We start from the raw sequence: 14,499 nt of genomic DNA on the forward strand, positions 1-14,499 counted from the left end.
ATTGGTTGCAGGTCAGAAGTACGACATTAAGATGGAGTACTACGAAGATAGATATGAAGGAGTTGCTAAACTCGCTTGGTCAAGTTCTTCTCAGACCAAGGAAATTATTCCCCAGTCACAACTTTATTCACCACCTTCTGAACCCACCATCACATTAGGGTCATTTCCTGGAACTGTACGGGAATCTGATGGTAGTGTGAGCATTACTTTGTTGCGAAGTGGTGATTTAAGCGGTATAGCTTCAGTCAAGTATGCCACCACAGCTGAGAGTGCTACAGCAGGAGTTGACTATACTCAAACCGCGGGGACAATTATCTTTGCAGCTGGAGAAAGCAGCAGACAGGTCAAGATTCCTATTCTGAACGACTCATTATCAGAACCAAACGAAACCTTTAGTTTCGTCATTGACCAACCAGAAGGGGCAACTCTAGGAATTCAGAGAACTGCCGTAATTACAATTCAAGATGACGATGGCAGTGAACTTGAAATTTCTCAGCCAGTAGTGAATGAGAAAGATGGTACTGCTACTGTGACAGTTACACGGGGTAACAGTTCGGGAGCGGCTAGTGTTGATTACAAAACTGTGGATGGGACTGCGAAAGTTGGATCTGACTACAAGGCTGTATCTGGAACCTTGAACTTTGCAGCCGGACAAATCAGTAAGACGATTCCTATCTCCATTATTAATGACACCGTTGGGGAACCAAATGAAACGTTCAGTTTGAAATTGAGTAACGCAATTGGCGCAAAACTAACCAGCAAAGACACGTCTGTCATTACCATCATTGATGATGACCCTGGTAGCTTTGTTAAAGAGACTGTGGTCTCCGGGTTGAACAAGCCTACAGCTTTTGATTGGACACCTGACAATAAACGCATGTTCATTGCCCAAAAAGATGGGGTAGTGAAGGTGTTTGAAAATGGCAAGTTACTATCAACGCCATTTATCGATATTTCTCGGCAGGTAAATGATACGAGCGATCGCGGTCTGTTAGGCATTGCTGTACATCCAGATTTCCCCAAAACCCCGTATATCTATCTGTTATTCACCCACGATCCAGCAGAAGTCTATACAAACAAAACCAGCAGCACATTAGATGATCCAGACAAGGCTGGCAACCGTGCTGCACGGCTACTTCGGGTGACAGCTGACGCTAAAACCAACTACACTACTGCGATCGCTAACAGTGAAGTTATCTTGCTAGGCAAAAACAGCATTTGGCAGTATATCAGTCGTCCAGATACTAATAGCACAAATGTCAGTACTAACAATACAGCCAACGCTGCACCATCAGGAATTCTCAACAAAACTACTGGCAAGCTATTTGCCAACACTCAAGATTACCTAAACAATCTCAATAACATCACAAACGTCCAGGATTTTATAGCAACTGATAGTGAATCTCACTCAGTTGGCAGTCTACAGTTTGGTACTGATGGCTCTCTATTTGTGAGTATTGGCGATGGTACTTCCTATAACCGGGAAGATCCGCGAGCAATTCGCGTCCAAGATGTCAATAATCTGTCAGGCAAGATGCTACGGATTGACCCAATTACTGGTGAAGGCTTAGCTGATAATCCCTTCTACAATGGTGATCCCAATAGCAATCGTTCCAAGGTCTATAATTCCGGTTTGCGTAACCCCTTCCGCTTCACCATAGATACACGGAACAATACTCCCGTCATTGGTGACGTAGGTTGGCGGAACTGGGAAGAGATCAATATTGGCAAAAAAGGAGCTAACTTTGGCTGGCCCTACTTTGAAGGTGGTCTTGATGCCAGCGGCAATGTTGTCAGCCTAAAACAATCACAATATGCTGTTAATCCAGGTACAGCATCATCAGCAACAACCTTCTACAATAGTGGCGCAAAAGTCACAGCACCAACTTATACCTACAAACATTCTAATGCCAATAATGATCCCGGTAGTGCGGTCGTTGGAGGTGATTTTTACACAGGTAATACTTTCCCCTCAATCTATCAAAATACTTTGTTTATCGCTGATGCGAGTAGAGGAACTATTGATAATTTGACATTAAACAGTGAGGGCAAAGTTGTTTCAGTTAGACGGTTTGCATCCGATTTAGTATCGCCTGTGCAAATTAGCAATGGAGCAGATGGAAATCTTTACTACGTAAGCTTGTACACAGGTAAAATAGAGCGCTGGCGACCTGCTTAGAGAGAGCATTTTTGTTGATTTTGCCTTCTCAAGACACTGATTAAGTAGTTCTAGGGGGAGAAGGAGACATTTACCTCTGTCTCTTTCTCCCCCTAGTTTCTATAAAAATTAGTTGAAGCAAGTGGCGTTGGGTTTCCAGACTTGTAATATCAAGTCAAAGCTGACTAAAGTTACTTGAGTATAGATTTTGTAAATCAAATCTAAATAACCACAATAAAAACCTCAACTAATACGCGCTAAAACATAGTCGCGGGTACGAGAATCCAGGGCGTTGGTAAAGATTTTATTTGTAGTGCCAAATTCAAGCAATTGAGTAACGCGATTTTCATTGCTATAAAAGAAAGCCGTGAAATCAGAGAGGCGAGTAACTTGCGGCATACTATGAGTCACAATCACAATGGTCAATTCAGAGCGCAAATTATGAATTAGATTCTCAATTTTCATGCTAGCGATAGGATCAAGACCTGAACAAGGCTCATCCATCAAGAGAACTTTCGGTTTAACTGCTAAAGCACGAGCAATGCACAGTCGTTGCTGTTGACCTCCAGAAAGCTCTAAAGCAGATTTATGTAGCTTATTTTTTATTTCATCCCAAAGATCGGCAGATCTTATAGCAGATTCGATAATCTCATCTAATTCCACTTTCGGACGCCATCCTACTAATTTCACTCCATAAGCAACATTATCGTAAACGCTCATGGGAAAAAGATTTGGTCTGGGGAAAACCATACTAATTTGGCGGCGTAACCTATTTAAGTTGACACGACGCTCATAAATATTCTGTCCAAAAAATTCTACCCTGCCTTCTACTTTCACTTCTTTTTCCAATTCACTCATGCGATTTAGGACTTTAAGAAAAGTAGACTTGCCACAACCACTAGAACCAATAATTGCCGTAACTTGGTTTTGATAAATATCCATTGACACGCTTTCAAATATTTTTTGTGTGTCGTAATAAAAGTTGAGGTTTTTGACTCTTATAGCTGGAATTAGTTTACTCATCTTTCCTAAACGTGTGTCACAACTCTTTACTAAATAAAGCAGTACAAATAAATGGCGCTGTTTCACTATGTTACTCTGAAAAGCGAACATTTACGGATATTTACAGAGATTATCTGTCCATGCAGCAGATATACAGTTAATAATTGTTTGTATAAAAAGTACACACGAGACAAGTAAATATTAATGAATAGAAAATGCTTTATGGCTTGTAATTAAGGCTAAAGCGGCAACTACAAACTTGAATTTATTCAAACCTACTTACTTAACAATTAATTTTTTACAGACTTTTTATAACTATTGTCATTTAAAATCAATTGTAATATTTCAAACACTTACTCAAAAGCTAATAAAACGACCTTTGTAATAGAATGCCGAACTTACATCAAATCTAAAAATCAAATCCTCCTGTACTTATAGATTCAAGAAGATTTGTATGTGTCATTATTATTTATTAGTAAAAAATTGGTAAGATTTGATATCTTGTTCTTTGAGTTTTTCTGCTGCTGCGAGCCAACAAAATTCCCTGATGCCGATACTTTTCTAACAAGGGTTATAGCCAGCGATCGCTCCTTTCAAACTCTTCTTTCTTCTCTAGGAGACGCTCCGCGTTCGCGTAGCGTTCCGTTGGCGCAGCCTCTCGTAGAGAAGGAAACGCGTACTTGGCGGTTCGTTATTTCTGTTTAATACAAAATTAACGTCCCAACCTAACAATCATCTGGCGTTGCTGCGATCGCATCTTTACCCCCAATCGCTAACTAAGTCTTCAACAATACCAAATAGCGATCGCTACACATTGTCAATTATTCATGCTCCCTGCTTTCATCTTGTCCACCTCACCTTGGCGTTCACACTTGAAACCTTGATGCTGCCACGCTGGCATATCCACTTGTGTAAGTCTTGTTACAGCAGTACATTGCGGCTGAATTGTTTGACTGAAAATTGCCCAAAATAAGCTGCGCGTTAAATCCAGTAATGTTTTTTGCCAAAACTCACGATTACCAGGAATACCTTGCTCCCGAACAATGTCGAAATCTACCCAAATACCATGAGCGCCCAAGAGAATTTGTGCCATCCATTTGGCTCTTGGTAAGTGAGTTTGAGAAGTAATTAATCTTATATTATGCACCCTCCAATGACGCAAAATCGGAATACCATAATAAAAATTTTCAAAAGTAGAATTAGCGCACTTTTCTAACCAAACTTTTTGTAAACTTACTGCTTCCCGCTGAAAAATTAGCCATAAACATGGGTCTGGAGAACCATGAGAAATTAAAATAGGGGTTTGCGGATATTGTCTTGTTTGTTGAGCAACATAGATTTCCCGACGAATACTGCCACCAAGCACAAAAAAAGCATCTACTGGTCTAGAAGCAGCAAAAAATAAGGTTATAGTAGTACAAATCAGCCAACAGCCCAAGATCAGACACAATCCACAAACTATTTGTTGTAACAATTGCCACAGTTTACCGAATTTTCCCCTACCTGGGATTGATGATTTGATGGTAAATTTGCGTTTCATGACTTAAGCGAAAAAAGCTGATTCTATGGCTATCTGACAGTACTGCAATTAAAAGATCAAAGTGCTATCTTATAAAAGTAATCTAGACTGCAAAGATGACGCTGATTAAAGTGTCACATGGTCAGTATAGCCTTCCGGAAAAGACTAGCAAACTCAGAAATGATTGTTAACAACTAATGCAGTATTTTCAGCATCATTTAAATATAAAAATGGTGAAGAGAGTATAGCTGACTTTGGAGTATAAAAACTTAAAAATTTCTGGAAAGCCTGATTGCTAAACTGTCAACAACACAATTATTCCAGCTGATATACATGAACCAATCTGCGAAAAGTTACTCGCCGCTCCAGGTAGCCTTGATTGGGGGAGCGATCGCTACAACTGCTGCTGTCTCAGTGTTTGGCCCCGCTTGGACTCGCTGCGTTCGCGCCGCTCTGGCCTTCCAAGATAGCCCAAAAGCGATTGTTGACCAAGCCTGGCAAGTGGTGAATCGTGAATATGTTGATGGTAAATTTAATCAACAAGATTGGCAAGCAACCAGGCAAAGCCTCTTAAGTAAAGACTATACTTCTCGTGAAGAAGCTTATACTGCTATCCGCGAAGCTTTACAAAAGTTGGGAGATCCTTACACACGGTTTATGGATCCCAAGCAGTATGAAGCCCTGACTAACCAAACATCTGGGGAAGTCTCTGGAATTGGTATTCGCATGGAGCTAAACGAAAAGACTAAGCGACTCACCGTTGTTGAAGCTATAGAAAATTCTCCGGCGCTGAAAGCTGGAATTAAAGCAGGCGATGAAATTTTGGCAATCGACGGCAAACCCACTCTCAAAATGAAAGTGGATGACGCCTCCAAGCTAATTCGCGGTAAAGCAGGTACTCCCATAACGTTGCGGTTGGGACGGACGGGGCAAAATACTTTTAATTTAAAGTTGACAAGAGCAACTATTGAAGTACCAACAGTACGCCATACCCTCAAGCAAGAAGGAAATCGACGCGTTGGTTACATCCGTTTGCGAGAGTTTAGTGCTCACGCTGCAGAGCAAATGCAACGAGCCATCCGTGATCTGAATACTAAAAAAGCCGATGCTTATGTGTTGGACTTGCGAGGTAATCCTGGTGGTTTGTTGCAGGCGAGCATCGAAATTGCGCGGATGTGGCTGGATAATGGGGGAATTGTCAAAACAGTAAACCGCCAGGGAGGAAGTGAAGAAACTAAAGCTAATCGCACTGCCCTAACAAATCGTCCCTTAGTAGTACTGGTAGATGGTAATTCAGCCAGTGCTAGCGAGATCCTCACAGGAGCACTCAAGGATAATAGACGGGCGGTAGTTGTTGGTGGCCAAACTTTTGGCAAAGCTTTAGTGCAATCGGTTCATGAACTCGCAGATGGTTCCGGTTTAGCAGTGACCATTGCCCATTACTACACTCCCAAGGGAACGGATATTAACCACAAGGGAATTGCACCAGATATTAAGGTAGACTTGACTGAGCCACAAGAGCGTCAGCTGGCTTCTAATCCAGATTTAATCGGAACTAGAAGTGATCCGCAATATGCCCGCGCGATCGCAGTTCTATCTGGTGGTAACTTTGCTCAACCCCCGGTAAATCGCCCTTCCTCTTCCTTACCCCTGAGCGATCGCGCCAACGACCTAAAATTTTGATACCGAAACTTGGATTGGGAATACTACATAGTAATCCCAACTCCAAAATTTCAGGATTATGAATCATCAGCCAGCTAATACAACCACCGCCAACAGCTTCTTGCCACAAGTGTCGGTGGTTGTGCCTATTTATAATGGTGAGGCAGATTTACCAGATTTATTTTCCTGTTTGTTATCTCAAACTTATCCTAAAGACCAGGTAGAGTATTTACTGGTAGATAATAACAGCAGCGATCGCACTCTCACCCTACTAAAAACATCTGCCGGAAACTGCCCAATTAAAATTCACCCGTTGAGCGAAAACCAAATTCAAAGCTCCTACGCTGCACGCAACACTGGGATTCGCGCTGCAACAGGCGAAATTGTGGTTTTTACTGATGCTGATTGCCGTCCGCAACCACAATGGTTAGAATCATTAATTCAACCTTTTGTCAACCCAGAAGTGGTAATTGTCGCAGGTGAAATTGTGGCACTACCAGGCAAAACTCTTCTAGAACAACACGCAAACCGTCAAGAAACCCTGTCACAAAAACATACTCTTCACCATTCCTTTCGTCCCTATGGTCAAACTGCTAATTTGGCGATTCGACGCATCGCTTTGGAAAAAGTAGGTTTATTTCGTCCTTATTTGACAAGTGGCGGCGACGCAGACATGTGCTGGCGGATTCTCTTGGAAAACATCGGGCGTTTAGAATTTGCCCCAGAGGCGATTGTCCAGCACCGTCACCGCGCCACACTCAAGGAACTGCAAAGCCAATGGCGGCGCTATGGACGCTCAAATCGTTATTTACACGATTTGCACGGTGTAGAGTTGATGCGAGAGATTACACTTCAAGAATGCGGTTATCGCTTGGCACGTTGGTTTTTGAAGGAAGTACCGCAAGAAAGTGTAAAGGCGATCGCAGGTAAAGCTACCCTTGTAGATATACTAAATACTCCCATTGGTTTATTCACTGCTAGAGCGCGTTCTGATGGACAACGGGATGCAAAGTTGCCAGAAAATGCCAAGATAATTGATCGGCTCTAAAAAAATACCCGCTACCAAGTGGTTATAGTAGCAGGCATTCCAGCTATACTAAATGACTTTTTTGGCTATAAGTTCTCGAAGTTTGCGATCGCTTGCTTCATCTTATCAATCACCTCATCTACAGGTATAGCTCCTAGCTCCCCAGAGGCGCGGGTACGAATACTCAAGGCGTTAGTTTCAACTTCTTTAGCTCCCACTACTGCCATCACGGGTATTTTTTGCTTCTCAGCATTGCGAATCTGTTTACCCAGGCGATCGCCACTGATATCGACTTCTGCACGAATACTCAAGGCTCTCATCTTCGCTACCACATCTTGAGCAAAATCTAGCTGTGCTTCACCCACTGGTAGCAATCTGACTTGTACTGGCGCTAACCACAAAGGGAAATCCCCAGCATACTCTTCAATTAAAATACCAATTAACCGTTCCACTGAACCAAAAGGCGCACGGTGAATCATTACTGGTCGTTTGCGATCGCCATCTTCAGCGACATACTCCAAATCAAAGCGTTCTGGCAAGTTGTAATCTACTTGCACAGTGCCTAATTGCCACTCCCGTCCTAAAGCATCACTAAAGATAAAGTCGAGTTTAGGGCCATAGAAAGCGGCTTCTCCAATACCTTCAAAATGCTCCATCCCCAATTGTTGAACAGCACGACGAATGGCAGCTTGAGCTTTTTCCCACGCTTCATCTGACCCGATATACTTATCACTAGCTGGATCGCGAAAACTGAGTCTAGCTTTAAAGTTCTTCAGTTGTAGACTCTTGAACACTGACAAAATTAAATCTACAACGTTGAGGAATTCGCTGTCTAACTGTTCTGGGGTGACGAAGAGGTGAGAATCATCCACAGTAAAACCGCGCACCCGCGTTAAACCGCCCAATTCCCCAGATTGCTCATAGCGGTAAACAGTACCAAATTCTGCCAGTCGCATCGGTAGTTCTCGATAAGAGCGTAACTCACTCTTATATATTTGGATGTGAAAGGGGCAATTCATGGGTTTAAGGACAAAACCCTGTTCCAGTGCAGCTGCTTCCTCATCATCGGCCATTAAAGGAAACATATCTTCTTTATATTTCTGCCAATGTCCAGAGGTTTTAAATAAATCTACTCTAGCAATGTGAGGAGTAACAACCTGCTGGTATCCCCGTTTAATTTGTTCTTGCTTCAGGAAATCTTCCAAAATACTTCGCAACAGCGTACCTTTAGGCGTCCACAAGGGTAAACCTGGGCCCACTTGGTCGGAAAATATAAATAATCCTAATTCCTTACCAAGTTTTCGGTGATCTCGCCGCAGTGCTTCTTCTTTGCGTCGCTTGTACTCAGCAAGTTGTTCTGGGTTTTCCCAAGCAGTAGCGTAGATGCGTTGTAGCTGAGCTTTGGTTTCATCACCACGCCAATAAGCGCCAGCAACGCTTTCTAATTCAATTGCTTTCGGGTGTAATTCGCTAGTGTTTTCTAGATGAGGCCCAGCACATAAATCCCACCATTCATTTCCCAGGTGGTAAATCGTGATTGGTTCCTGTTTAATATCTGCCAGGATTTCTAGTTTGTAAGGTTCTTTAATTTCCTGAATCCGGCGTTCGGCTTCCTCGCGGTTGACTTCTTCCCGAATAACTGGCAGTTTGCGATTAATAATCTTTACCATCTCTTTTTGGATGGCTTTTAGATCACTTTCGCTAAATGGTTCTGGATTATCAAAGTCATAGTAAAAACCATTTTCAATCCAAGGCCCAATTGTAACTTGGGCTTTGGGAAACAGCCTTTGTACTGCCATTGCCATCACATGGGAAGCAGTGTGGCGAATCTTTTTTAAATTCTCCGATTCGCTGGTACGAGGTAAATACATTTTTTCAGGTTGTTCCAACTCTAAGTTTTGATCAGCGAGATTTGAAGATGATTTTGGCGACATTGGTTGCTGAACTATTAGCGAAGTGATTGCAAAAGATAATTTACTAAGTTCGAGTTCTGAAAATCTACCCAAATATAACATGGGTATACTTTCCAGGTTTGTATGCTTTTACTTATACTGGATGTATAGCATCACAGCAGTCTGGTAAAATTAGTATTAAGCATAATTTAGTTTACCTGTAGCTGTCTTAAACATTTCTGTTTTGATACGTTGAATTACTTAATTTTTTGGCGCTGCCATTGCTTCACAATCAAATGCAGCATATCTTTGATATGTAAGCTTCTTCAACTATAACTATTTTAATTTCTGTAAGTTTGGCTCAATATCCCAACTGCTGAATAAATTTGTAATAAAAAATGTAGAAATTTATTTTTGATTACATGAATCTGCGTGTTTATGCAAAGAAGAAAGCTACGTGCAGCATTTCCTAGAAAAGCGATGCAAGAATTTATAGATATCTATTGACATATTGATTAAAAGACTTAATCGCTTTACCATCATAAATTACAAGTTTAACTTCTCATACCTGCTTTCTTTTTTTTGACTGCAATTTGTTAACAGCTATACCTGCGGGTATATAGACATATCTCTCAGGGATCTGTACAAATTCTTCTGTCTGACCATACAATAAAAATGTATATTTTGTTACAAAAAACATTCTGATTTATGAAATAAATGAGAAAATTGTTAAGAATCGTAAATAACGTTAATATTAGTAATAAAGTTGGAAGTATGCTTCTCATTTATGCGAGACTCTAATTTACCGGGGACTGAGTTGCTAAAAACGGTTTTGGAACCTCTGCTGGACGATTTTCAGTATTGGTTTACGCGATCGCGCCACTTGCTGGAAACCGAGCACATTTCATTTATGAGTGATCAAGAGCAATCAGACTTGCTATTGCGAGTTAAGCAAGCGCAAGATGAACTAAATACGGCGAAGATGCTATTTGCTGCCACTGATGGACAAGTCGGGATTGAAATGGCAACGTTAATGCCTTGGCATCAATTGGTAACAGAATGCTGGGATGTGGCAATGCGCTTACGCCGCTCTCATGAAGTCTGAGGGGTGGTTGCATCTATTGAAAATTCGGCAAACTACTTGACAATAGCAAGACAGTATACAAGTCGAAGAAAGAGTACAGAATCCTTAACATTGTCTTAACATCATTCGGATTAACAAAATAATGTATCCTATGTTACCGTAAGTGGAATAACGGTTGACAATTTGCCTCAATAATAAACGCAAACGCACACACTATAGAGTGCATTAAATATTCGCTACCATTGTGAGCCACAGTGTCAGCGAAGCAGGGCGTTAAAATATAAAGTTTTAAAAATTGCTGCTTTGGAGGAAAACCCGATGTTACACCTGCTTTACATTCTTGCTTTTACTATCCTTGCATTTATCGCTGTTGCTAACTTAATTCGTAATCTGATTATGTTCAGTTTTGATCGAGAGCGGACTTATCCGACAAATTCTTCAAGAATGGGTAATCAAGGCAATTTTGGCTATCTCGCATCAAGACAACAGTTTATACCTCATCCAGAGTTATTAGATAACGCGGGCAACTTAATCAAAGAGCCACTTTTAGTAATGCGTTCAATTAATGTTGACGATGCTCGTCAACAGTTGGATGCCCTTTACGAATCATCCCCAGGACATAAAAGCGAAAATTCAGAGGAAGCATAAGAATTAGGAGTTTGGGTGTAAATTATTGTTGTTTTTACATCCTTAACCTTTCTCTTAGCAGAAATTTCTTACCATCCTTGAATTTACAGGCGATCGCGTCGATAGGTTGGTAAGTTAAAATTGTGTTGTTCACTTGAGACAGGTTTAAGTTGCGATGATTTAATAAACCTGATATTTGCCAGTTAATCCTGAAGCCGTATCGCATCATTTATCGGATTGAGGAGGACAAAAAGTAAGTGAGTATTGCAAGGTTTTGTCACGCATCAAGATTCAGCCCTGAAAAGTGGGGAATGGTTAATTCCCACTCCCTACTCTTAACTCCCTTTCTATGCTTCAATCACTACCCGGAGATTGCCCCGTTTTTTAGCAACACGACAAGCAGTAGTACCACCAGAACGCTCAAATTCTAAATCGAGAATTGTTGCACCTACTCGCAAATTATGAAAAGATAGGCGATTAATCGATTCTGGTAAAGCTGGGTCGATAATTCGTAAACAGTTATTTTGAGCGTCAGGCACTAAGTTAACCATCATTTGCAGTAATTGGAAGATACTGCCAGTAGCCCAAGCTTGCGGAGTACAGGCAACGGGATACTGTACAGGAGCATTATCACCATTGCGTTCGTAGCCACAAAAGAGTTCTGGAGGACGTTGGTAGGGCTGCTGACTGGTCATGTCGAATAAGCCTTGAAAAACTTCTAGTGCTTGATCGATTAGGCCAAGCGATCGCAATCCCATTGCAATTAGAGCGTTATCATGGGGCCAAACTGAACCAATGTGATAACCCATCGGATTATAAGCCGGTGACATACTACTTAGAGTGCGAATACCCCAACCATTAAACATATCTGGTGCTCGCAACCGCTCTGCCACGCTATAAGCTTTTTCGGGTGTAAATATCCCCAAATGCAGACAGTGACCGGGATTTGAGGTAATACTATCTACTAGCTTGCCATCTCCATCCAAAGCTAGAGCGCAAAAATCCTGGTCTTCGATCCAAAAGTCTTTGTTGAAACGAACCTTAAGATTTCTAGCCTCTTCTTGCCAGCGATCTGCTAGATCAAGCCGCTTCTTCATTCTAGCTATTTCTGCTAGACGCATTTTAGCAGCATAGACGTAAGCTTGCACCTCACAAAGGGCAACTGGGCCGTTAGCTAGTTCTCCCTTGCGGTCTACAATACAGTCGCCAGAATCTTTCCAGCCTTGGTTAGCAAGACCGCGTTTAGATTTACGATAATAGCTAAGGTAGCTATCTTGTTTGGTATTGCGATCAATCCACTCCATTGCTGCTAGAGCATTAGGCCAAAGTTGCTCTAGAATTTCTTGATCGTGAGTCCAAGCATAATATTCGGCGTACAGCATCAACCACAGGGGAGTGGCATCGATTGTACCGTAGTAGGGTGTATGGGGAATTTCTTGACAACGAGCCATTTCCCCTAAGCGCAACTCGTGTAAAATCTTACCTGGTTCCTCTTCACGCCATTCATCGTCTGTTTTACCTTGGTGTGCTGCCAGTAAAATCAGAGTTTCCTTAGCTATTTGCGGGTTTAACATTAGGCTTTGGGAAGCTGTAATTAGTGAATCCCGCCCAAATAACGTAGAAAACCAAGGCACTCCAGCAGAAACAGTCTTATACTTGCCAAAAGACTGGCGCAACAAATACATATCTTGCTCAGCTCGTTCAATCACTCGATTGAAAATACTCTTATCGGAGCTAATCCGTGTAATTTGTTGTACCCAGTTTTGCTCCTCCATCAACTCGGCGGCTTTCGCTTGTACTAGAGTAAAAGCTGCACTCACGGTGGAACTGGACTTGTTGTTTTTCAACATATTCACTCGATAACCCAACTTTTGGGTTTCGTGAGAAGCCAATTCTAGTTGCCAAACCGCAGTGTAACCCTTAAAACTGTCTGGTCGCCGATGCTGGAATTGAATCCGCGATTCCATTATTGAACCATCTAGACCTTGATAGGCGAGTGTTAAGGATTCTTCTTTCTGCGCGGGGGGTTGAGTTGGCAACAAGGCGCTATCAACAACAGAAGATGCTCCTTCTTCAAACGTCGGTTCCACTAGGCGTAAAAGCCTACCACGTTTTTCTCTGTCATAACCCCGGACTTCAAATAAATCCACAAAATCTGCGTCAAAGCTGATGCTTAGTTCAAAACTGACGGTAGTTGTGCTGTAGTTGGATATCTCTATTTCTTCAAATAGCGCTCCATTGAGTACTATTTCCCGGCGAATCCCTACAGTTTCCGCTCTCAAAGATTCGTCGATTCTGGGGTTAGTACACAAAACTGAAAGTGAAAAACCTTTCTCAGCAGTACTACTGAGGAGTACAGGCGATCGCCCTTCAATTTGTAACTCCAAGCGACTGAGAAACCGCGTATCACAGCAAAACAGTCCCATACTGGGATTGCCATCATTGAGGGAACAGCCAGAAATGTTCCCCATAGTATCTGTGACAAAAAATAAATCATCATCTTTAACCGTCAGGGTTGGTTGTGGTCTTTCACTGACGACACAAGGCCACTCTGGGATAGGTAATTGTTCGGCAGGAATAAAAGTTTTTCCGTCCAAGAAAATTTTTTCCGGGGTCATCAGCATATCCGGTGTCATTAGCCAAAATTCCGTGTACAGGTCTGTCTTTACGTGGTTATATCAGAGTCAACAAGTGATGAACCCGTAGATGCTTCTGTGTTGAGACAACGCAAGCGGTAGCTTTAACGAGTACTTGAACATCAGAAAGAGAAAGCAAGCTAGCAAGAGCGTTAACTACAGGAGAAGGGCTTGCCACAGGGTGGGTCGAAAACTGGTCTTCAGAGCTTGGTAAAAAGGCGCTCTCTAAAAATCATTTGGCCTTTCGAGTCAAAATAATAGTCACATGCTGTTGGCAGAGTAGCGATCAAATTTATATAAGCAAATATTTATTAATGTATATATAAATGTATATTTTATACATCCAAAGTCAATACTGGAAACTAGGAAATTTTTTAGATGAGTTCTTGGTCTTTCAACTTTAACAGACACAAGGCACTGAAAATACCAGCGCAGATGTAAAATTCACTGTTGTTGATGGGCATGTAAAGCATCTATAGAATTACCATTGTATGCAATCATCTTTAATATTTTTGGTATTGGATTAGACAAATTTATGATAACTAATTAATTGATTACATTTATTCAATAAATTGTGGACTAACTTATGTAAATGTCGCAGCAATGATTTCGAGATGGCAAACAAAGATTAACAAAGTGAGTATAAATCAACGTGGCGATCGCGAGTGTTAATAAAGTAGAAAGTCACAAGGCAAAATGATGATTTGATAATTCTACCTTCTAACTTTGAGAGTTATGGGTTACAAGTACAAGTTTTTACCTTAGCACCATCTTGTAACCTTTTTCCTACTCATCGATTATGAACTTGACGCTAAAGAACTAACAACCTATGTCTGACAAGTATGATTGTCCTTGAGCGTAAAATCCACCAATGTCCCCCAACAAGTAGGCT

The 14,499-nt window shown here is 41.5% G+C and carries 9 protein-coding genes; 5 read left to right on the forward strand and 4 right to left on the reverse strand.

Annotation, left to right across the window (positions count from 1 at the left end; all coding sequences use genetic code 11):
- Positions 1-2,179: Calx-beta domain-containing protein (locus tag FNW02_RS24015; RefSeq protein WP_191759999.1), on the forward strand; the 2,179-nt coding region annotated here is incomplete at its 5' end.
- A 222-nt stretch (positions 2,180-2,401) separates the two neighbouring features.
- Here the strand turns inward: FNW02_RS24015 and FNW02_RS24020 are convergent.
- Positions 2,402-3,181 carry a phosphate ABC transporter ATP-binding protein gene (locus tag FNW02_RS24020; RefSeq protein WP_191760000.1) on the reverse strand — a complete coding sequence of 260 codons (780 nt, stop codon included), beginning with the start codon at positions 3,179-3,181 and terminating at the stop codon, positions 2,402-2,404.
- A gap of 796 nt (positions 3,182-3,977) precedes the next feature.
- On the reverse strand, positions 3,978-4,700 hold the full coding sequence (locus FNW02_RS24025; RefSeq protein WP_191760001.1) for a YdcF family protein: 723 nt from the start codon (positions 4,698-4,700) through the stop codon (positions 3,978-3,980).
- A gap of 312 nt (positions 4,701-5,012) precedes the next feature.
- Here FNW02_RS24025 and ctpB point away from each other — a divergent pair, with 312 nt between their 5' ends.
- Positions 5,013-6,362, forward strand: a complete 1,350-nt coding sequence (gene ctpB / locus FNW02_RS24030; protein WP_191760002.1) for a carboxyl-terminal processing protease CtpB — start codon at positions 5,013-5,015, stop codon at positions 6,360-6,362.
- Positions 6,363-6,420: 58 nt separating this feature from the next.
- Complete coding sequence (locus tag FNW02_RS24035) at positions 6,421-7,389, forward strand: glycosyltransferase family 2 protein (RefSeq protein WP_191760003.1); 969 nt, start codon at positions 6,421-6,423, stop codon at positions 7,387-7,389.
- A gap of 65 nt (positions 7,390-7,454) precedes the next feature.
- Here the strand turns inward: FNW02_RS24035 and thrS are convergent, their stop codons facing one another.
- Positions 7,455-9,302 (reverse strand): threonine--tRNA ligase, encoded by a 1,848-nt coding sequence (thrS, locus tag FNW02_RS24040; protein ID WP_225225868.1) that lies wholly within the window; start codon positions 9,300-9,302, stop codon positions 7,455-7,457.
- A gap of 745 nt (positions 9,303-10,047) precedes the next feature.
- Between thrS and FNW02_RS24045 the strand changes: the two genes are divergently transcribed.
- Both FNW02_RS24045 and FNW02_RS24050 read left to right on the forward strand, forming a co-directional pair.
- On the forward strand, positions 10,048-10,365 hold the full coding sequence (locus FNW02_RS24045; protein WP_191760004.1) for a DUF2605 domain-containing protein: 318 nt from the start codon (positions 10,048-10,050) through the stop codon (positions 10,363-10,365).
- 297 nt (positions 10,366-10,662) lie between these two features.
- The gene (locus FNW02_RS24050) at positions 10,663-10,992 is read left to right on the forward strand and encodes a DUF2973 domain-containing protein (RefSeq protein WP_191760005.1); all 330 of its coding nucleotides are present in this window, start codon (positions 10,663-10,665) and stop codon (positions 10,990-10,992) included.
- Positions 10,993-11,318: 326 nt separating this feature from the next.
- On the opposite strand, the gene FNW02_RS24055 is transcribed toward FNW02_RS24050, so the two are convergent.
- Entirely contained in the window at positions 11,319-13,607 is a 2,289-nt protein-coding gene (locus FNW02_RS24055) for an amylo-alpha-1,6-glucosidase (RefSeq protein ID WP_191760006.1), read from the reverse strand.
- Between the last annotated feature and the right edge of the window lie 892 nt (positions 13,608-14,499).

This window comes from Komarekiella delphini-convector SJRDD-AB1 (assembly GCF_014831675.1).
Classification (GTDB): domain Bacteria; phylum Cyanobacteriota; class Cyanobacteriia; order Cyanobacteriales; family Nostocaceae; genus Komarekiella.